Genomic DNA, 19,359 nt, shown 5'->3' on the forward strand with positions numbered 1-19,359 from the left:
CCACCACCCACGCCGATAACCCCGCCCCCGGAGCTGAGGGTAACGTCGATCCCTCGACATTCTCAGTACGGAGAATGGGTAGTACTGCCATGGTGATCGTGTAGGTGAAGGGGATAGCCTAGGGGTGCAATAAATCTATCGTCCCAGAGGGAGTGAAAATCCATGAGGAATGAGGGTAGGAAAATAAATCATGTTGAGGTCCCTGTTCCGGGACCTCCTGCAGGGTGGACTCCCCCGCCGGAGCCAACTCCAGAAAAGTTGAGAGAAGATGCACTTGTGCATCTGTCCAGAATTGAGAGTCGGCGTGCAACCGAGAGTCTAATTCGTGATGGCTGGGATGATGAGCGTATTGCTGCGCATCAGGGTGTCCACGTTGGGGGCGTGAAGGCTGTTCGTGAGCGCATGAAGACGGAGGGAACTGCCTGTCCGGTCACCCCGAAGGAACTGGGGTGGCGTCGCGCGGCAGGGCAAATCAGTGACCAAGAGATGATGGAGCGTTTACGCTCGTGGCCTTATACGTTCAGTCGTCTGGTCGTTGATGCCATCGACTATGGTGACTGGGATGATGTGATATGGCTGCGAAATCATTCCTATATCTCCCGTGAGGAGTTCGGTGAACTAAAATCGATCACCGATGCGATGCCGAGGAGAGCCGATGTCTTCTGAGGATCGTCTGAATGCATCGTTGCCGGGTACATCCTCGGACTCAGCGCTGATGACGAGGGTCGGGGAGTCGGTCGAGAGCCTTGTTCAGCAGCTCGCCCGCGACCACACGCTGGCGCGAGTTCAAGAAGAAGGCTCTCTGTGGAGCTACCTCGGGAAATCGATTAGTGATGCCTACATGCGACGTGCGCAGACTGAAGGGGTGCGTGGTGGCAGGGCTATCGTTATGGCGGGCCCCCCGGGTGCGGGAAAAAGCCGTGGAGTAGAGTCCGTTCATGAGGCGCTAGGACCTGAGCGAAGTGTTGAGCTGGGGGTCGACGAATCCAACTTCATCACTGTGGACGCCGATGACATCAAACAGCTCCTTCTGGGGTTCCCGGTTGAAGGAATCGACGTGGATCCTGCATTGCTGGCCGGAGCGAAAGAACACTGGGATCACCTTATCTCTGTCGCTGCCCCGGATGCGCTGGAGGATGGAAGGCAGTTGCAGAGGGGTGAGCTATCCACTCTGGTTCATCCGCTGTCCACCGCACTTGCGGATGAGGTTCGTAGAGACTTGATCGAGACGCAGGTCGACATCAAGGTGGAAGGGACGCTGAGATGGATGGAGAGCCCCACAGTCGGCCAGGGCCCCACGCTGGTTCGCGAACTTGAAGGAGCTGGATACCGGCAGGTCTCCATTGTGGCTGTGGATACCCCGTCTGAGCTATGCCTCGAGGGTGCCAGAATGCGATGGGAGGTTCCTCGTTCTCAGGGTAATGCTGGTGCCCGGTACACTCCGCCGGGCGCGGTGCTGTCCTGCTTCGAAATAGGACCGGACGGTGGCGAGATCTCACAATGCGTGAAGAATGCGGATTCAACTCATCAACTTGCTTGTCAGAGTCAGGGGCTTGAGGAAGTCAATCTGTTCGTTGCTCATCGGAGTCCGCTGAGCCCGACAATCGTCGAGCACATTGATCGCTCGGGACACTCCGAACTTCTCTCCAAGGGAGCTCCGGAGATGCGAGTGGCGCCTGAAACTACTCCTCCAGACCTAGGGGTAACACCCCCCGGAAGTTCCGGACTTGAACGGGTCAACCAGGTTCTCAAAGGTGCGGTAAGTGGGCCTGAGCAGTCAAACCCGACCGTAACGGTGCGAGTCCCTGGCGTGGAGGGAAGTATCACTGTTGAACCCACCGGCGAAGGGGGAGCACTTACTTCTGAGGATATTACCGGCGCCTTGCGCCGTCTTGGTGTGAGGCCAACTCGAAACTCTCAGTCGAGAGGCTCCTCTAGGAAGGCTAAACCTCAGGAGGAAGATGTGTCTCGCACATCGGGGGTGAATCGTCGGAAGGCGAATCCCCGTCCCACTCAGTCTGAGAGCAGAGGTGGCAGAGGTGGCTATGGTCGCTCGCGCTGATGCTGTCAGCTGTCGGTTGATGACTAAGTCGGGGTCCCCTGAAGTGCCCTAGTTTTCTTCCAGGTAGATTTGGCGCTACGCTTGCCGCTGACTGCTTGAAAGGCCCTTCGTTGGACCATCGCGTCCACGCTTCGCCGGGGAAGGACTCTGTATGGACTCTGTTCAGCTCATGATGGCGGCACATCAGGCCGATGCGAACCTGGCTGCCCAGACAACTGACCAGGCGCTGCAGGCTGCGATCGCGCAGAGCCGGCCTGACCTGTGGGAGCCATTGTCAAGGAACCCCGCGGCCTATGCGGACCTGCTCGGATGGCTGGCCAGCACCGGGAACGAGGAGGTCCTCGCCAACCTCCGTGCACGTGGTTATCTCTCTCATGAGGCGGCAGCCGGTGCCTCAGGGGGCGGCGAGCCCACAGCTGTCCAGGAGGCTCCGACTGAGTCGTGGACCGGTAGCGACACGCAGGAACCTGCGGATGCGGCCGACGCTGAACCGACAGGGGAAGATACGCCGATTCCTGATCAGTCACCTGACCAGTCAAGTGAGCCGACACAGGATGATCAGGCGGACACGACCACGGACACGACTGCGGACAAGGTCTCGGAGGAGGTTGAGCCCCAGCAGGACGGCGAGGAACCTGTCGACGACGTCGAGGGCCGGGATCAGGAGGAGCAGTCCACGCAAGACCCCTCAAGCGATGAGTCGACTGGCGAGGAGCCGGCCGACGCCGTCGATGCTGCTGAGTCCGTCGACAACACGGCGTCGGGCAGTGACGTCGAAAGCTGCGAGTCTGAAGTCCCCGAGGCATCAGAGACCGACGTGCAGGACCCGGCCGCGCAGGCACCGTCCGACGCCCCTGAACCGGAGCGCCAGGAAATAGAACCAGACCACATAGCCGGCGAGACCCCGCCGTCGGATGAGGATGCCGGTCACCAGACCGAGGCCGCCGTGCTCCCCGCCGGTGTGCCGCAGCAGCCCCCGACCGACGCCACCGGAGTAACGGCATCGGCCCAGGTGGCTCCCGCCGCCCCTGCGGGCGCACAGACTCAGCCCGTCGCCCAGCCCTCGCTGGTCGCAGGCAGCGGCGCCTGGGCGGAGGCATTATCCTCCGGAGCGCCATCAGCCCAGGCTCCCGCTCCACTCCTGGGAACGGCGCCGGGAGCCTCCAATCTTCAGCCGCCACCACCTCAGAGAACGAAGACCTCCACATCGCGTCGCCCAATTCTGGTGGCGGTGCTGGTCGTCGTCGTCCTCGTTGCTGCAGGCGCGGGCGGAGTGTGGGCCGGCAACTACTTCGCCAACAAGGGCAAGGACGGGGGCTCCTCCGACACCTCCCAGGACAAGGCCGACAGCAACGGCGACAAGGGCGGCAAGCAGAACGGCCAGGCCGACGCCGCAGCAACGTCCACCGCGTCGGCCCTGCCCTCGGGCGCGGTCAAGGCCTGCTCCAGCATGCCAACCTTCACAGTCACCTCGGTGGAGGACGGCCAGGGCGAGCTCAAGGTCCAGGGCACCATGGCGACCTCCTGCGCCGAGGGCGACTTCCTGGCCGGATCGTCCAACCAGGTCCTCGTCTACAGCTCCACCAGTCCCACCGGCGGCGCTGATGTTGACTCCCTTGTCGCCTCGGGAACCTTCGATCTCTCCGGCGACCCGCTCATCATCCCCAAAGGCGGGCGGACGGTGACGCTGCGCTTCGCCGAGCAGCACTACTTCCGCACCGCCAAGGACCTCGACCTCAAGGGCCTGACGGTCAGGCCCTCCTTCGACCGCGGCTCCTCACCGAGCGTCACCTCGAAGAGCTCGACGAACTCCTCGACGACCCTCGCCTCCTCAGCGAGCTCCAACGCCAACCAGGAGGAGCAGGACGAGCAGGCCGCCGGAGACGCCATCCAGTGGCAGGTCAAGCACGACTACCCCACCGTCATGAACAGCATGCGGGGCAAGTGGACCCCGCAGCTGTCCTCCAAGCAGGTCGGCCTGGTGGCCGACGGGCAGACCTGGACCAACCGCTCGATCCTCGCGGAGTTCCTGAAGACTCGGCAGTCCAATCCGAAGGCCGTCATCATCGACACCAGCCAGTGGCCGGTCTACGACGTCGGCGGCTGGTGGGTGACCCTGTCCGGCGAGCTCTACGACGACGCCGACCAGGCCAACAGCTGGTGCGACGCCCAGGGCTACGACTCCGACCACTGCCTGGCCAAGCGCATCGAGTCCAACGGCTCGCCGCAGGGCACCACCAAGACCCGCTGAGGCGTGAGCCGACTCGCCTGAGAACGCGCATCGGCCCTCCTGAGCCGCCGGCTCGGGCGGGCCGATGCGATGCGCTTGCCGATGCTCTTATCGGCGCGCTTCAGGACTGCAGGCTCTTCTTCAGGTTCAGCACCCGCGTGGCCGACTCGTCCACCCGCGCCGCGAAGGCCGGGTCGGACTGGGCGGTGGCGATGAGGGCCTTGACCATGTCCGCGGCCACCGTCGGGTCCGCCGAGGCCAGCACGAGGTCGCATCCGGCCCGGATCGCCCGCACGGCCCGATCGCCCGCGCCCACGTCCTTGACCTGGACGGCGGCGGAGACGTCGTCGGTGATGACCACCCCGGAGAAGCCCATCTCCGTGCGCAGCATGTCGGTGACAATCTTCGAGGAGAAGACCGCCGGCGCCGAGGAGTCAATGAGCGAGTACGTCGCCGAGGAGACCATGATGACCTGCGCACCGGCGGCGATGGCGTTGGCGAAGACGCCGACGGCGGCGTCGGGCAGGCGGCTCGTGGTGGGGTCAACAACGCCCGCGGAGGTGTCCGTGTTGTCCTTCACCCGCCCCAGTCCCGGGAAGTGCTTGTAGGTGGGGATGACCTTCGAGGCCCGCATTCCCTCGGCGAAGGCGCCGGCCTGGGAGGAGACCGTGGCGGCGTCGTGACCGTACTCGCGCCCCCAGCGGCCGATGGGGTCGTTAGAGGTCGGCCGGGAGATGTCGACCAGGTCGACCACCGGGGCCAGGTTCATGTTGACCCCGACCCCGGCCAGCTCCTTGCCCCAGGTGCGCGCCGCCGCCACCAGCTGCTCGCGCGACTGTGCGGACTGCTCCAGCGCCGAGGGGATGTCGGAGAAGCCCGCACCGGACAGGACCTGGACCTCGCCGCCCTCCTGGTCAGTGGCCACGAGCATCGGGGTGGAGTGGGTCGTGCCCGGGCCGACCTTGCCGGTGAAGGAGGAGATGACCTTCTGGGTCGCCTGGCTGCCCGCCGTGGTGCGGCCGGCGATGAAGATGTTGCCGACGTGGTGGGTCTCGACGGCCTGGGCGGAGGACTGCGTGGGGGTGGTGGCGTCCACCCCGACCATCATGAGCTGGCCGACCTTCTCCTCCAGGCTCCAGCCCGCCAGCGCCCCGGCGGTGGCCGTCGCGGTGGCCGACGGCGTCGGGCTCGTGGCCGCGGTGGGCGAGGGAGCGGCGCTCGACGCAGCCGGCTTCGGGGTCGTCGGCCGCACGCTGGGGGAGGAGGAGCCGGCCGACGAGGAGCCGGGGAGCAGCGAGCATCCCGCCAGGGAGCCGGTGCCCAGGAAGGCTGCCAAGAGCACTGGCCGCCGACTCACGTGATGCGGCGAGGACTGGCTGGTGGCGCCAGGGGCGAGGGGCTTGCCGGCGTCGGAAGTGTCAGGCCGATAACGGTCGTTCATGCCGGCCACACTAAGGCAGGTCCCTGGGTGCTTGCGAGGTCATGACCCTGACGGTCTGCTCGCGAACTGTTCGCGGTGCTACTCCCAGCCCAGCTCGTGGAGGCGCTCGTCGGGGATGCCGAAGTGGTGGGCCACCTCGTGGATGACGGTCACGGTGATCTCCTCCTCGAGCTCCTCGCGACTGGAGCACCAGCGCTCCAGGGGCCCGCGGAAGATGAGGATGCGGTCGGGCAGCACCATGGACCAGCCCTCGTCGCGCTCAGTGAGCGGGACGCCGTCGTACAGCCCCAGGAGCGTGGGCAGGCCGGAGTCGTCATAGTCCTCCTCGGTGAGCATCTCCGGGTCGGGCTCGTCCTGGACGAGGACGACGACGTTGTCCATCACCTCGGCCAGGTCGGCGGGGATCCGGTCGAGGGCGTCACCGACGACGTCCTCGAACTCCTGCTGCGACATCCTGACCGGCTGCGTTTCCTGGGTGCGGTCAGGCTCCTGGTGGTGCTCGTGGCTCACGATCTCAGCCTGCCAGACCTCCCGGCTCCGCCCCGGGAGCCCTCGCGGGCCGGAATCCCGCCGAAAACCGAGCGGTGAGGAGGGTCACGCTCCCGGGATTTGCGCTGCGGAAGACTGTCCCCTTAGTGTTCATCCCGGTTCGAGGCGCGACGACGTCGAAGGCCCCTGGCCCCCATCGTCTAGCGGCCTAGGACCCCGCCCTTTCACGGCGGTAGCACGGGTTCGAATCCCGTTGGGGGTACGGATTCGCACAAGTGAATAACACAGTGAATTCACACTGGCCTCGTGGCGCAGTTGGTTAGCGCGCCGCCCTGTCACGGCGGAGGTCGCGGGTTCAAGTCCCGTCGAGGTCGCGGAAAGGTCGGTCCGGTCAGAAATGGTCGGGCCGATTCCATCCCAAGGCTCTGTAGCTCAGTTGGTAGAGCGTTCGACTGAAAATCGAAAGGTCACCGGATCGACGCCGGTCGGAGCCACTGCGAAAGGCCCGGAACCCACAAGGTTCCGGGCCTTCGCTCATGATCGGGTGAGCCCCGCGCCGAGGCGGAGGGACTCACTGACGATCGCGCCGGTAGCTGCGCACGGAGGCGAAGATGGCGAAGGCGACGGCGGCCACCGGCCAGAGGATCCAGGAGATGTCCCAGGCGTCGAAGATGAAGCTCCACAGCAGGTAGATGACCACTGTGGCCGGCCAGTAGATGCTGGCCACGAAGCCGACGAACGGATCCTCGTCCTCCTCACCGTCGGACCTGCGGGAGGAGTACTCGCCGGAGCCGCCGGGGTGGGTGAGAGTCGTGTAGGTGGAGGACGCCCATGTGGCGGGCAGGTAGATGCTCAGGCCCGTCGCGATGATGACCAGCGAGATCGCGACGCCGACACTGGAGAGCTCCGACTGGGGCCCATGATCGGGGGCGAGCATGCTGGTGGCCAGGATCGGCAGCGCGGAGACGATCCACAGGAAGACCGCGATCGTCAGCCGGCGGGTGCGAACCGTCTCATGGTTGAGGCGTTCGCGGACCGCCCAGGCGGTCACCACCGGGTCCGGGGTGAACTTGCCCTCGATGAGGTGATGGACGGAGGAGAAGGCTGCCCGGCGCTGCACCAGCAAGCCCACGCCCAGGCCCACGAGCAGCAGGGCGAAGGCGATGCCGATGAAGGAGGCCGTGTTGTCGCTGATGGCTAGCCGCCCGGCTTCGGTCAGGCTTGTCAGGACGATGAGCACGGTCGGGGCGCAGACGAAGAGGCTGACCGCATGGGCGAGGGTCGAGGCGGTGCTCCGCTTGGCCTGGGCCAGGGCCTGGGCCTCGGGCAGCGTCACCACCGGGTAGGCGGGCCGGCTGAGCCCGGTCGGGGCGCCGGCGGGGGCCGCCTGCGGGGCGCCGCCGGGTTGGATGTCCTGAGCGATGCCCAGGACCGGGGCCAGCTCGTGAAGGTTGCCGAAGTCGGTGATGACCTGCCCGACTGCCTCGTTGTGGGTCTTGCCCTGAGCGATGGCGTCGTTGTAGGCGTCCTCCATCATGGCGCGCAGCTCGGCGCGGGCCTCAGTTAGGCGAGGTGTGGTCGGGTAGGGGGCGAACATGTTGTCGAGGAAGGTCTCGATGGTGTCCATCAGCGGGCTCCTTTCGCGAAGCGGTCGACGAGGGTCTTGGTGTCCTCCCACTCGGCGACCTTGGCGGTCAGGTGGGTGGTGCCTTCGGAGGTGAGGCGGTAGTAGGTGCGGGACTTGCCGGAGTCGGACACTCCCGAGTAGGAGTCCGCCAGGCCGCTGGACTCCAGACGCTTGAGGGCCGTGTAGAGGGTGGTCTGCTTGATGGTGTACTCGCCGTCGGAGACCTCGGTGATGGTCTTGGCCAGGTCGTAGGCGTAGGACGGCTGCCGCTTGAGCAGGGACAGGACGATGAGGTCGATGTAGCCGCGAATGGCATCTGCGCTGATCATGTGAACCCTCCTTCCTTGGTTCGTGATGGCGGGGCCCTGAGGTCCTTGCGTGCATCTAACGTACTACGACACACGTAGTACGTCAAGCGGAAGTTGGGAGGGGTTGTTCCTACTGCCAGCCATACGTCACAGCCCAGGCACAGCGGGGCTGCTTAAGGTGGCGTCATGCTCGTCGCAGCCACCGCCCCTCCCGCGACCCCCAGCGCAGATCCCAGTGCGAGTCCCTCCGCCACCTCCGCTCTCACGCCCACCAGCACTTTCACCGGCATGCCCGAGGTCAACGTGCACCAGACCGTCAAAGTGGTGACCAAGACGACGAACGACCTGGTCACCATCGCCTGGCACGCTGGGCTGGGCGCCGTCATCGGCCTCGTCATCGCTTTCGTGGTGGTGGCGATCCTGACGTTCATGGGCAGGCGCCGCCTCCTGTACCACGAGGTCGTGGAGCTTGGGCGCCGGCCCGTCTTCGCCGTCGGCGCCATGACCGGGGCATTCCTGGGTTCCCAGCTGGCCCTGGCCGGGCTGCGGCTCGACAAGAGCGACTCCACAACGATGGTCGTCGTCGAACGCGGGCTCACCATCGCCCTCATCGGCTCGGTGACTTGGCTCGTCGTCGCCTTCGCCAAGTCCATCGAGTCCACCGTCGTCAAGGGGGCACAGGCCGGCGGGGACCAGGGGCGCGCCAACCGGGTGACCACCCAGAGCCAGGTCCTCCGACGCGTCGCCCAGGTCATCATCGTCATCGCCGGGCTCGTCAGCGCCATCATGACCTTCCCCAGCGTCCAGTTCGCCATGGGATCGCTGCTCGCCTCGGCCGGCCTGGCCTCCGTCATCGCCGGTATGGCTGCCCGCTCCATGCTCGGCAACGTCTTCGCCGGCCTCCAGCTAGCCACCACCGACGCCATCCGCGTGGGCGACATCGTCGTCGTCGACGATCAGCAGGGCACCATCGAGGAGATCACCCTGACCTACGTGGTCATGCGCACCTGGGACGACCGGCGCCTCATCCTGCCCTCGACCCACTTCACCGAGAACCCCTTCGCCAACTGGACGCGCGGAGGCTCCCAGGCCACCGGCTTCTTCACCCTCGACCTGGACTGGCGCGTGCCCATCGCCTCGCTGCGCGCCGAGCTTGCCCGCCTCGTGGCCGCCTCCCCGGCCTGGGACGGGCGCCAGGCCTCCCTCGAGGTCTTCGACGCCGTCGGCGGTCACGTCACCGTGCGCATCGTCCTGACCGGGGACAATCCCGGTGATGTCGGCGCCCTCAAGTCCTACGTGCGCGAGGAGCTGGTCACCTGGCTCCAGCGGGAGGCCCCCTACGCCCTGCCGCGCACGCGAGTGGAGGTCGAGCAGGTCGAGGTCACCCATGACCTCGACCCCGAGAAGGTGGCCCGCGCGGCGGCGGAGATCGTCGCCAAGCAGAAGGACGCTCCCGCCGACACCGCCCCGGACGCCACGGGAAGCGGGGACGATGCCGCCGTGACCACGGAGGCCGAGGGGGAGAGCGCGGCCCACGGTCTGGGAGCCCGGCGGGCCGTCACCCTGGGGCGGGCCATGGGCCGCTCCCTGCTGCACCGCGCCCGGCGCGGAGGACTGGGACCCAGGTGAGCCGGGCCGCCGCTACGCGGCCGACGCCCCAGCGGATGGGTGAGTTTTCGCTGCGTGAACGCATCTCGCCCGGCGCCGTCGGGCGGGTGACGATGAGCCCATGAGTACCAACGCGAGCAGCGAGCCCTCCGTGACATCCGCCTCCGTGCCCTCCGGCCCGACCCTCGACCTGGAGGCCGCCGCGCGCACCGACGCCCAGTGGCGCGCAGCCCTGAGCCCCATGGAGTACCACGTGCTGCGCGAGGCCGGCACCGAGCGCCCCTTCACCGGGGCCCTGCTCGACGAGCACCGCGAGGGTGTCTACCGCTGCCGCGGCTGCGGCGCCGAGCTGTTCCGCTCCACCACCAAGTTCGACTCCCACTGCGGCTGGCCCTCCTTCTACGACCCCTCCGACTCCGAGGCGGTCACCCTGAGCACCGACACCTCCCACGGCATGGTGCGCACCGAGGTCCGCTGCGCCACCTGCCACAGCCACCTGGGACACGTCTTCGACGACGCCCCCCAGACCCCCACCGGCCAGCGCTACTGTATGAACTCCGTGAGCCTGACCTTCGAGGAGGAGCAAGCATGATCCGGGTCCTGAGCCTCAACCTGCAGCACGGTCTGCCCGGCGCGGGGGCCGGGGACGGCAGCGCCTCCACCGGCTCGCTGGCCGGGGCCGACATCTCCGACCCCGCCACCGCCCGCGCCGTCATGCGGGCCACGGCCGAGCAGATTGCCGAGCTGGCCCCCGACATCGTTGCCCTCCAGGAGGTGGACCTGGGCCAGGCACGCTCCGGGCGCCTGGCCCAGGCCGCCTTCCTGGCTGAGGAGCTGGGCATGCCGACCTGCCGCTTCTGCGCCAGCTACGCCGGGCCGGTGGTGGGGCTGCGCCGTCGGCCCCTGCGCACCGCGCTGAGCTCGCCGACCGATGACGTCCTGGGGCTGCTGCGTGCCGCCGTCGGGTCCGGGCCGATCGGTTACGGCAATGCTCTCCTGTCCCGCTTCCCGGTCTCCGGCTGGCACGTCAAGCGTCTGGGGCGCGGGGCCTCCAGCGTGGAGAAGCGCGGTGAGCGGGCTTGGGACCCGCGCTCCTACCACGTGTCCACCGCCTCCCAGCGCATCATGGTGGCCGCCACCCTCGAGGTGCCCGAAGGCGCTGGCGGGCCGATCCGTCAGCTGTCGGTCGCCTCCACCCACCTGGCGACCCGCGAGTCCATGGCGGCGCGCCAGCTCGCCGCCGCCTGGGGGGCGCTCGCCGGCCTGCCCGGGCCGCACCTGCTCGTGGGCGACTACAACCTCTCCGCCGAGCAGGTCGAGGTCCTGGGGCTGGGGCGGACCGTGGGGGAGGGGTTCACCTTCCCGGCAGCCGGCCCCAAGCGGCGCATCGACCACGTGCTGACCGACCTGTGGCCAACCGGCCCCGACGGCCTGCCCCTGACCGATGAGGCGGCCGCGGCAGGCGGGAGCCCGCTGCTGCGCGCCGTGGAGTGGGGAACGACGTCCTTCATCATCTCCGACCACGTCGGCACCTGGGTGGACCTCGAACCGGTCGGCTAAGGCGTACCGCCGCGGCCTCGCCCGCGCGGTCGTAGGGTAGGCCGCGCGTTCGGGGGTTCAGGGTACGAACGCGAGGGCTACCCTACGAACTCGTCACACCGGGGCCTACGAGAGGGGGAGACCATGGCTGATGTGGTGGCGGGACTGGCCGTCTTCGGCGCGGTCATCGCCATCGGCTGGCTACTGGTGCGCACCCGGGCCGTACCCGCTGACGCCGACGGGGTCCTCACCCGCGTCTGCTTCTTCGCCGCCACCCCGGCCCTGCTCGTGACCACGCTGAGCCGCGCCGCCCTGACGGCGGTCCTCTCCCGCTCCACCGCCGTGGCCGTGGCCGCCGAGCTCGCGGCCATCGTCTCGGCCTGGTGCCTTCACCGCCTCGTGCTGCGCCGCCCCACCGCCGAGGCCACCATCGGTGCGCTCGCCTCCGGCTACGTCAACGCCGCGAACCTGGGGATCCCGGTGGCCGTCCTCGTGCTGGGGGATGCGGCCACCATTGCCCCGATCCTCCTGCTCCAGCTTCTCGTGCTCACCCCGGTCACCTTCACCGTGCTCGACGCCGTCACCCGCCGCGGCAACCCGTCTCGCCTGGCGACCTTGACCGTCCCGCTGCGCAACCCGCTCCTGTGGGGTGTTGTGGCCGGGACCGCGGCGAACCTGGGCGGCGTGGACCTCAAGGAATGGGGCGGCGGCTACCCGGCCCAGGGCCTGGAGATGCTCGGGCGCGTCGCGGTGCCGCTCATGATGCTGGCCCTGGGCATGAGCCTGGCCGGGGCGCCCCGTCCCCTGCGCAATCCCGCGCCGGAGGAGGCCGCCCCGCCCCCGCCGGGCTCGCCGGCCCGATCGGTGCAGTCGGTCCAGTCAGCCCGCCAGGGGCAGGATCCCCAGGTGGCGGAGGCAGGATCGGAGGCGCACGCGGCCGACACCACGGGAGGCCGACTGCCCCGGGAAGAGGGGGCGCCGGCGCTCGGGGCGAGGTCGTGGTCTCATCATGGTGCGGGCCGGCGCAGCGGCCTGTGGCTGGCGGTGGGCTGGAAGCTTGCCGTCATGCCGGGGCTGGCCGCCGCCGTCGGACTGGCAGCGGGACTCAGCGGAGCACAGCTGCTCGCCCCGGTCGTCACCGCCACCCTGCCCACGGCGCAGAACGTCTTCATGTACGCCTCGCGCTACGGGGTGGCCAAGGACCTGGCCCGCGACGCCGTCCTGCTGACGACGGCCGGATTCGTGCCCGTAGTCCTGCTGGCCGCCGCAATCCTGCGCTGAGTCCGCGCGATCGTACTGCCCGGCTCCGGCGCCAGCGTTGTCACTGTCGCGGCCCCTTACCGTGCGTTCGTAGGGTAAGCCGCGCGTTCGGGGGTTCAGGGTACGAACGCGAGGGCTACCCTACGAACGCGTCGCGCCGGGCCCCTCAGGGCAGCTCGTCGCGCGTGGGAGGATTGGCCCCGTCCCGTGAGACCGTGATGTCGGCGATGGCCGCGGCGTGGCGCATGATCCGCTCCAGGGTCGCGGCGTCCACGGCGCGCAGCGCCTCGCGCCGGTCCGCGCCCACGAGGTCCTCGCTCCACAGGGCGTCCTCCAGGCCGCCCATGAAGGAGTCGCCAGCGCCCACTGTGTCCGCCACCACGACGCTCGGGTCGGCGGGCACCTCCAGGCGCACCCCCGAGGCGGACAGGGCAAGAGCCCCCATTTTGCCGCGCGTGACGACCACAACGGCCACGCCCTTGTCCAACCAGGAGCGCAGCACCGTCTCCAGGTCCGCGTCCCGGCCGTAGAGCCAGGCGATGTCCTCATCGGAGCACTTGACCAGGTCGGACAGGCCCACGAGGCGCTCGACGATCTGGCGGGCGTCCTCCGGGTCACCCATGAGCTGGGGGCGGGCATTGGGATCATAAGCGATGGTGGAGGTGGCGCGGGTCTCACGCAGCACCTGCTCCACGGTGGCGGCGCCGGGGGCCAGGATCGCTGCGATCGAGCCGGTGTGCACCAGCAGCGGTGCCTTCCCGTCGGGCAGCGTCGGGCGCGGCGGGTTCCAGTCCAGGTCGAAGACGTAGCTGGCGGCGCGGTCCTCCCCGATGGTGGCCTGCGCCGTGGAGGTGCGCGTCGCGCCGTCTGCGCCCGGAGCCAGGCGGACCCCGGAGGCCTCCAGGTGGGAGCGCACGGCCTTGCCGCGCTCGTCGGTGCCGATCCAGCAGTGCAGCTCGACGTCGCGACCCAAACGCGCCAGCCCCAGGGCGACGTTGGCGGGTGCGCCGCCGGGGATGTCCACGGGCTCCTGCCCGGGGTGGATAACGACGTCAACCAGGGCCTCGCCGATGACGAGGGCGGATCCTGGGCGGCCGGGTGCGGTCATGGGTGACTCCTTCGTGCAGGACCGGGGTCCGGTGGCAGTGAACTGAGATGAGACGTGGGAGGGACGTGAAGACGGAACGAGGCGGTGAGAGGACTCGGGCGGATGAGGAACGCGGTGGTGCAACACTGCCCGGCAGTGGCCGGCGCGCTGGTCGATGCGCGGGGCCGAAGGGTGAATGCCCACAGACTACCGATCCGACGCCGCTCTCAGGGCCCGTCTCGCCCAAGAGTGTCCAAATCGGTGACAAAGGGCTTTCGACTCCCAGGCCACATGAACGAAAACCTTGAAATCATGCGGTTGTGTTCCATCCGGATGGGAGGGAGTCGAGCCTTTGTCTCCGATGCTGGACATCTACGGCTCCCCTCGGGCTTCTGCTGTGGTGCCCGGTGGCGCTCGATCAGTGCGCTACCGCCAGCCGGAACCCCGGTCAACTCGGTCAGTTCGCCGCGCAGGCGGGCACAAGCGCAGCTCCCAGGCCAATGGCAACGTCGCCAAGACGGTCGATTCGCTGCGCATGCGGGCACGTGCACGCAGCCTGGAGCCGCTGATCCAGGCGGGTCATACCCAGCCAGCCCCAGAGCGCGTCAGTCCTCAGGGTCCTCCTGCGCGACCGCGGCCAGGCGGGCGCGGGCCTCATCGAGCCAGGTCTGGCAGCGCTGGGCCAGAGCCTCGCCGCGCTCCCACAGCGCCAGGGAGTCCTCCAGGGGGACGGAGCCCGCCTCAAGACGCTGCACGACGGCCACCAGCTCCTCACGGGCCCGCTCATAGCTGAGCGAGGCGACATCCTCGTTGGCGCCGGAGGCCCCGCCGGCGCCAGGAGCTGATGACGCTGAAGACCCTGACGATGCTGAGGACGCCGAGTAGGGGCTGTTGTGGGGCGAGTACTCCTCTGGGTACTGGTCGGAGTACGGGCCGGGGTTCATCTCGGAGCTCACCCCCTGATTCTCGCACGGGCCGGCCCCGGGCAGGGCGGGCCGGACGGTCTGAGACAGCGTCCGCAGGGTAAAAGTGTCCAAGAGGGACGACTTTGACGGTGCCCCGTCTCAGTGGCGTTCGCATCTGTGCTGGTCAGAGCGTTTTAGTGCGGTATCGACTGGTTGTAAAGGCTCTAAAGTCGTCCCATATGGACAAAATCCGGGCCTGAGAGCCTTCCTGACTTTTGCTGGTTCCGGTCGAAGTGCACCGATACGTCAGACCACTTCTATCCTGCTGCGTCGTTGGAGGTCGTTTCACCGAGGTGTGTCAGCACTTCCGCCAAACCTGCCTGCGCCAGTGCCTCGCGGCCGGCCGCCCGGAGCGCGAGGACGCACCGTAAGCCTTGACCACTGCGCCCCAGGGGGCCGCCCGCACGCCCTATAGTGCGTCCTCGGGCCTCCAGCAGGCCGCGAGCGGGCACGGTCCCCGAGGCCTTGGCGGCGCCCAGTTGCTCTTCAGTCGATATCGGCGGGCCGGGGCTTGGTGGCGCCGACAACCTGGGCGACGAGCCGTCCCTGGGCCAGGACGCCCTCGATGAGGTCGCCCTTCTTGACGTCCTCGGCGCTGGTGATGACCTTGCCGCCGGGGGTGCGCAGAATCGTGTAGCCGCGGTCCAGGACCCCCTGCGGCGACAGTGCCGTCAGCCGGGCGTGGTCGGCGCGCAGGTCCGCGGCCGCCAGCGACAGCCGATGCTCCACGGCCCGGCGCATCCTGTCGCGGGCCTGACCCAGCTCGATCACCCGGTCGCGCACGATCGAGGTGGGGTCGGCCATGACCGGCCGGGCCCGCAGCTGGTCCAGTGCCGCCTGCTCGGCGTCCAGCCGCGAGGCGAGCACGCTGCGCAGGCGCTCGCGGGCCGAGTCCAGGCCCACGGTCTCCTGAGCGAGGTCGGGGACGATCCGGCGGGCGGCGTCGGTGGGGGTGGAGGCCCGGTAGTCGGCCACCAGGTCCAGCAGGGGGCAGTCGGTCTCGTGGCCGATCGCGGAGACCAGCGGTGTGCGGCAGACGGCCGCGGCGCGCACGAGGCCCTCGTCGGAGAAGGGCAGCAGGTCCTCGACAGCGCCGCCCCCGCGGGCCACGACGATGACGTCGATCTGCGCATCGGCGTCGAGCTCCTGGATGGCCCGGGTGATCTCGCCGACGGCGCGCGCCCCCTGGACGGCGACCTCCCGCACCTCGAAGGGCAGGCCGGGCCAGCGCAGGCGGGCGTTGACCAGCACGTCGTCCTTGGCCTTGGCCTGGCGCCCGCACACAAGACCCACCTTGCGTGGTAGGAAGGGCAGAGGCCGCTTGCGCTCGGCGTCGAACAGGCCCTCGGCGGCCAGGATGCGGCGCAGCTGCTCGATGCGGGCCAGCAGGTCGCCGACGCCGACGGGCCGGATGTCGTCGGCCTGCAGCTGGAGCGAGCCCCGCTTGGCCCAGAAGGTGGGCTTGGCGCGCACCACCACGCGGGCCCCCTCGCCGAGCTCGGCGCCGGTGCGCGCCAGGACGGCGTCGAGGACCCGGGCGTAGATGGACACCGACATGGAGATGTCGGCATCCGTGTCCCGCAGGGTGAGGAAGGCCATGCCGGCGCCGGGGCGGCGGTTGAGCTGGATGACCTGCCCCTCCACCCACACCTGGCTCATGCGGGCCACGTACTGGTCGATCTTGGAGGACAGCAGCCGCAGCGGCCACGGGTTCTCCGCGGTGGTGAGGTTCGCTCGCGGCGCCAGCTCCCGGGGGCCGCCGGGGTTGCCGGGGCTGGCGCCCGCGTCGGGGCGAGACGCGCGGCCGGCACCGGGGGAGGGCTGCGGGCTGGGTTGGGAGGGGCTCTGGCCTGTCACATGCACCACTGTGCCACGTCCACCACTGGGGACCTGGGTCCCCCTGTGGCACAGTGGTGACCGTGACGACCACCGAGCTCGCTAGTGAGCACACCGACGCCGCGGCCCCCTCTTCCAAAGGCGGCAAGCGGATCCTCATGGCCGCCCCGCGCGGCTACTGCGCCGGCGTGGACCGCGCTGTTGATGCCGTCGAGCAGGCCCTGGCCCACTACGGGGCGCCGATCTACGTGCGCAAGGAGATCGTCCACAACAAGTACGTCGTGGAGGCTCTCTCCAAGCGCGGCGCCATCTTCGTCTCGGAGACCGACGAGGTGCCGGTGGGGGCTCGCGTCGTCTTCTCTGCCCACGGCGTCTCCCCGGCGGTCCACGCCGAGGCCGCCGAGCGCCGGCTGGACACGATTGACGCGACCTGCCCGCTGGTGACCAAGGTGCACAAGCAGGCGGTGCGCTTCGCGGACAAGGACTACGACATCATCCTCGTGGGCCACACCGGCCACGAGGAGGTTGAGGGCACCCAGGGCGAGGCCCCCGACCACATCCAGGTCGTCAACGGCCCCCACGAGGTGGACCAGGTCGAGGTGCGCGACCCCGCCAAGGTGGTGTGGATCAGCCAGACCACCCTGAGCGTCGATGAGACCATGGAGACGGTGCGCCTGCTGCGCGAGCGCTTCCCAGAGATGATCGACCCTCCCGGCGAGGACATCTGCTACGCCACCCAGAACCGTCAGGCCGCGGTCAAGAAGATCGCCCCGAGGGTGGACCTCATGATCGTGGTCGGCTCCGGCAACTCCTCGAACTCGGTGCGCCTCAAGGAGGTGGCCCTCGAGGCCGGTGCGGGCGCCGCCCACCGGGTGGACTTCGCCAGCGAGATCGACCCGTCCTGGTTCGACGGCGTCGAGACGGTCGGCCTGACCTCGGGTGCCTCGGTGCCGGAGATCCTGGTGCGTGAGGTGGTGGAGCGCCTGGCCGAGCTCGGCTTCGACGACGTCGAGGAGGTGCGCACCACTACGGAGAAGATCTCCTTCTCCCTGCCCAAGAACCTGCGCGCCGACCTCATGGCGGCTCAGGGAGCCGCCTCGGCACACAAGCGTCGCGAGCCGGCCGCCGACCACACCTGCTGAGGCTGCGCTGCCCCCGGTTGCGGGGCCGGTCGTGAGCGTCTGCACAGGCCAGGGGCGTGAGACAGGCCGAAGGTGAACGCCGGGTTGCATGCTTGACGATTACCCTCGGTCGGGTGACACACTCCCATGACGAGTCGGCCCCCGGTGGCCCTGCCCCCGCCGCGTCGGGTGGGCGGCCCGCTGCCGGCGGCGCCGACAGTGCTGACAGTGCCGACAGTTCCGACAGTGCTGCCCCTGTGACCTCGCCAGATCCTGTCGGCGCGGTGGTCTCCGGCGTCTCCGGCCAGGTCTCCAACGAGGTCTTGGAGGAGGACGGCGGGCTGCACCGGAGCCTGACCAGCAGGCACATGCAGATGATCGCCATTGGCGGCGCCATCGGCACGGGGCTGTTCGTGGCCTCGGGTGCCACGGTCTCTACGGCCGGACCGGGCGGCGCCCTGGTGGCCTATGCGGCCATTGGCCTCATGGTGCTGCTGCTCATGCAGTCCCTGGGTGAGATGACGGCGCACATGCCGGTGGCCGGCTCCTTCCAGACCTACGCCACCCGGTTCGTCAGCCCCTCCTTCGGCTTCGCCATGGGCTGGAACTACTGGTTCAACTGGGCGATCACGGTGGCGGCCGAGCTGGTGGCCGCCGGAATCGTCATGCGCTACTGGCTGCCGGGGGTGCCCTCGTGGATCTGGGCGGCGCTGTTCCTGACCCTGTTGACGACGCTCAACGCCCTGTCGGCCCGCGCCTTCGGGGAGGGGGAGTTTTGGCTGTCGGCCATCAAGGTGGTGACGGTCATCGTCTTCCTCGTGGCGGGTCTGGCGATGATCGCCGGCATCATCGGTGGGAAGTCCCCGGGCTTCAGTAACTGGGTTGTCAAGGACGCGCCCTTCCACGGCGGGATGCTGGCGATCGTGTCAGTGTTCATGGTGGCCGGGTTCTCCTTCCAGGGCACCGAGCTGGTGGGTGTGGCGGCCGGTGAGGCCCGCAACCCGCGCCGGGACGTGCCCAGGGCGATCCACACGGTGTTCTGGCGGATCATGATCTTCTACATCGGGGCGATCACGGTCGTCGGCTTCCTCATCGCTTTCAACGACAGCCGGCTGTTGCACACTGAGACCGAGGATGTGGCCTACTCGCCCTTCACCCTGGTCTTCGAGCGGGCGGGGATCGGGGTCGCGGCGGCTCTCATGAACGCCGTCATCCTCACCGCGGTGCTCAGCGCCGGTAACTCGGGACTGTACGCCTCGACCCGCATGCTGCACTCGATGGCCTTGCAGGGGCAGGCGCCGGCCTGGTTCTCCTACGTCAACCGCCACGGGGTCCCGGTGCGGGCCCTGGGGGCGACGGCGCTGGTGGGGGCGGCCGGCTTCCTGACCGCGGTGGTGGGGCAGAACACCGCCTACGTCTGGCTGGTCAACGTCTCCGCCCTGTGCGGGTTCATCGTGTGGCTGGGGATCGCCGCGTGCCACTTCCGTTTCCGACGCGCCTACGTGCTCCAGGGTAACGACCCGGCTGACCTGCCCTACCAGGCGCCCTGGTTCCCGCTGGGGCCGATACTGGCCTTCGCCCTGTGCGCCCTGGTGGTTCTGGGCCAGAACTATGAGGCGGTCTTCAAGGGACAGCTGGTGGCGGTGCTCTCCTCCTACATCGGTCTGCCGGTCTTCGGGGCCATCTGGCTGGGGCACCGCCTGGTGACCGGGTCGCACATGGTGCGCCTGGAGGAGGCTGACGTCTCCGGCGCCGTTGTTGGCGAGCGCCGCTGAGTCCTGCTCAG

16 protein-coding genes and 3 tRNA genes are annotated in these 19,359 nt (G+C 68.6%); 12 read left to right on the forward strand and 7 right to left on the reverse strand.

Annotated elements, in window-relative coordinates; genetic code table 11:
• The first annotated feature begins 276 nt into the window (after positions 1-276).
• From RIV14_RS09905 to RIV14_RS09915, 3 genes are all read left to right on the forward strand, one after another.
• Positions 277-666: a hypothetical protein gene (locus RIV14_RS09905; RefSeq protein WP_143223347.1), complete on the forward strand. Its 390-nt coding sequence runs from the start codon at positions 277-279 to the stop codon at positions 664-666.
• Positions 656-2,062: a zeta toxin family protein gene (locus RIV14_RS09910; RefSeq protein ID WP_075373553.1), complete on the forward strand. Its 1,407-nt coding sequence runs from the start codon at positions 656-658 to the stop codon at positions 2,060-2,062. Before RIV14_RS09905 ends, RIV14_RS09910 begins: the two co-directional genes overlap by 11 nt.
• 151 nt (positions 2,063-2,213) lie before the next feature.
• Positions 2,214-4,313, forward strand: a complete 2,100-nt coding sequence (locus RIV14_RS09915; RefSeq protein WP_075373554.1) for a variant leucine-rich repeat-containing protein — start codon at positions 2,214-2,216, stop codon at positions 4,311-4,313.
• Positions 4,314-4,413: 100 nt separating this feature from the next.
• Here the strand turns inward: RIV14_RS09915 and RIV14_RS09920 are convergent, their stop codons facing one another.
• On the reverse strand, positions 4,414-5,742 hold the full coding sequence (locus tag RIV14_RS09920; protein WP_075373555.1) for a glycoside hydrolase family 3 N-terminal domain-containing protein: 1,329 nt from the start codon (positions 5,740-5,742) through the stop codon (positions 4,414-4,416).
• Between the two features lie 69 nt (positions 5,743-5,811).
• A complete protein-coding gene (locus RIV14_RS09925) occupies positions 5,812-6,243 on the reverse strand; it encodes a metallopeptidase family protein (protein ID WP_075370922.1) in 432 nt (143 codons plus the stop codon).
• A 168-nt stretch (positions 6,244-6,411) separates the two neighbouring features.
• Here RIV14_RS09925 and RIV14_RS09930 point away from each other — a divergent pair.
• The 3 genes from RIV14_RS09930 to RIV14_RS09940 all read left to right on the forward strand — a co-directional run bounded on the left by RIV14_RS09930 (position 6,412) and on the right by RIV14_RS09940 (position 6,716).
• Positions 6,412-6,484 (forward strand) — tRNA-Glu (locus RIV14_RS09930).
• A 38-nt stretch (positions 6,485-6,522) separates the two neighbouring features.
• Positions 6,523-6,596 (forward strand) — tRNA-Asp (locus RIV14_RS09935).
• A gap of 47 nt (positions 6,597-6,643) precedes the next feature.
• Positions 6,644-6,716: transfer RNA gene (locus RIV14_RS09940), tRNA-Phe, on the forward strand.
• 77 nt (positions 6,717-6,793) lie between these two features.
• On the opposite strand, the gene RIV14_RS09945 is transcribed toward RIV14_RS09940, so the two are convergent.
• Both RIV14_RS09945 and RIV14_RS09950 read right to left on the reverse strand, forming a co-directional pair.
• Entirely contained in the window at positions 6,794-7,849 is a 1,056-nt protein-coding gene (locus RIV14_RS09945; RefSeq protein WP_075373556.1) for a permease prefix domain 1-containing protein, read from the reverse strand.
• The gene (locus tag RIV14_RS09950) at positions 7,849-8,178 is read right to left on the reverse strand and encodes a PadR family transcriptional regulator (RefSeq protein ID WP_075370909.1); all 330 of its coding nucleotides are present in this window, start codon (positions 8,176-8,178) and stop codon (positions 7,849-7,851) included. The genes RIV14_RS09945 and RIV14_RS09950 overlap by 1 nt, the downstream gene beginning before the upstream one ends.
• 165 nt (positions 8,179-8,343) lie before the next feature.
• Here RIV14_RS09950 and RIV14_RS09955 point away from each other — a divergent pair, with 165 nt between their 5' ends.
• The 4 genes from RIV14_RS09955 (at position 8,344) to RIV14_RS09970 (ending at position 12,585) form a co-directional block, all read left to right on the forward strand.
• The gene (locus RIV14_RS09955) at positions 8,344-9,786 is read left to right on the forward strand and encodes a mechanosensitive ion channel family protein (protein ID WP_075373557.1); all 1,443 of its coding nucleotides are present in this window, start codon (positions 8,344-8,346) and stop codon (positions 9,784-9,786) included.
• Positions 9,787-9,886: 100 nt separating this feature from the next.
• Complete coding sequence (gene msrB / locus RIV14_RS09960) at positions 9,887-10,357, forward strand: peptide-methionine (R)-S-oxide reductase MsrB (RefSeq protein WP_075373558.1); 471 nt, start codon at positions 9,887-9,889, stop codon at positions 10,355-10,357.
• A complete protein-coding gene (locus RIV14_RS09965; RefSeq protein WP_075373559.1) occupies positions 10,354-11,325 on the forward strand; it encodes an endonuclease/exonuclease/phosphatase family protein in 972 nt (323 codons plus the stop codon). Before msrB ends, RIV14_RS09965 begins: the two co-directional genes overlap by 4 nt.
• A 123-nt stretch (positions 11,326-11,448) precedes the next feature.
• Positions 11,449-12,585, forward strand: a complete 1,137-nt coding sequence (locus RIV14_RS09970) for an AEC family transporter (RefSeq protein WP_075373560.1) — start codon at positions 11,449-11,451, stop codon at positions 12,583-12,585.
• Positions 12,586-12,730: 145 nt separating this feature from the next.
• On the opposite strand, the gene RIV14_RS09975 is transcribed toward RIV14_RS09970, so the two are convergent.
• The 3 genes from RIV14_RS09975 to xseA all read right to left on the reverse strand — a co-directional run bounded on the left by RIV14_RS09975 (position 12,731) and on the right by xseA (position 16,482).
• The gene (locus RIV14_RS09975) at positions 12,731-13,672 is read right to left on the reverse strand and encodes a carbohydrate kinase family protein (protein WP_075373561.1); all 942 of its coding nucleotides are present in this window, start codon (positions 13,670-13,672) and stop codon (positions 12,731-12,733) included.
• 584 nt (positions 13,673-14,256) lie between these two features.
• On the reverse strand, positions 14,257-14,607 hold the full coding sequence (locus tag RIV14_RS09980; RefSeq protein WP_371080875.1) for an exodeoxyribonuclease VII small subunit: 351 nt from the start codon (positions 14,605-14,607) through the stop codon (positions 14,257-14,259).
• 495 nt (positions 14,608-15,102) lie between these two features.
• Entirely contained in the window at positions 15,103-16,482 is a 1,380-nt protein-coding gene (gene xseA, locus RIV14_RS09985) for an exodeoxyribonuclease VII large subunit (protein WP_075373562.1), read from the reverse strand.
• Between the two features lie 53 nt (positions 16,483-16,535).
• Here xseA and RIV14_RS09990 point away from each other — a divergent pair, with 53 nt between their 5' ends.
• On the forward strand, positions 16,536-17,594 hold the full coding sequence (locus tag RIV14_RS09990; protein WP_428978878.1) for a 4-hydroxy-3-methylbut-2-enyl diphosphate reductase: 1,059 nt from the start codon (positions 16,536-16,538) through the stop codon (positions 17,592-17,594).
• Positions 17,595-17,707: 113 nt separating this feature from the next.
• Entirely contained in the window at positions 17,708-19,348 is a 1,641-nt protein-coding gene (locus RIV14_RS09995; RefSeq protein ID WP_143224261.1) for an amino acid permease, read from the forward strand.
• Positions 19,349-19,359 lie beyond the last annotated feature (11 nt).

It is taken from the genome of Actinomyces acetigenes (genome assembly GCF_031296635.1).
GTDB classification, from domain to species: Bacteria; Actinomycetota; Actinomycetes; order Actinomycetales; family Actinomycetaceae; genus Actinomyces; species Actinomyces acetigenes.

Bases quoted from the DNA above. Each gene is read 5' to 3' on its own strand.
- RIV14_RS09965 (WP_075373559.1), top strand. From the start codon at position 10,354: ATGATCCGGGTCCTGAGCCTCAACCTGCAGCACGGTCTGCCCGGCGCG.
- msrB (WP_075373558.1), top strand. From the start codon at position 9,887: ATGAGTACCAACGCGAGCAGCGAGCCCTCCGTGACATCCGCCTCCGTG.
- RIV14_RS09950 (WP_075370909.1), bottom strand. From the start codon at position 8,178: ATGATCAGCGCAGATGCCATTCGCGGCTACATCGACCTCATCGTCCTG.
- RIV14_RS09955 (WP_075373557.1), top strand. From the start codon at position 8,344: ATGCTCGTCGCAGCCACCGCCCCTCCCGCGACCCCCAGCGCAGATCCC.
- RIV14_RS09970 (WP_075373560.1), top strand. From the start codon at position 11,449: ATGGCTGATGTGGTGGCGGGACTGGCCGTCTTCGGCGCGGTCATCGCC.
- RIV14_RS09915 (WP_075373554.1), top strand. From the start codon at position 2,214: ATGGACTCTGTTCAGCTCATGATGGCGGCACATCAGGCCGATGCGAAC.
- RIV14_RS09975 (WP_075373561.1), bottom strand. From the start codon at position 13,672: ATGACCGCACCCGGCCGCCCAGGATCCGCCCTCGTCATCGGCGAGGCC.
- RIV14_RS09945 (WP_075373556.1), bottom strand. From the start codon at position 7,849: ATGGACACCATCGAGACCTTCCTCGACAACATGTTCGCCCCCTACCCG.
- RIV14_RS09910 (WP_075373553.1), top strand. From the start codon at position 656: ATGTCTTCTGAGGATCGTCTGAATGCATCGTTGCCGGGTACATCCTCG.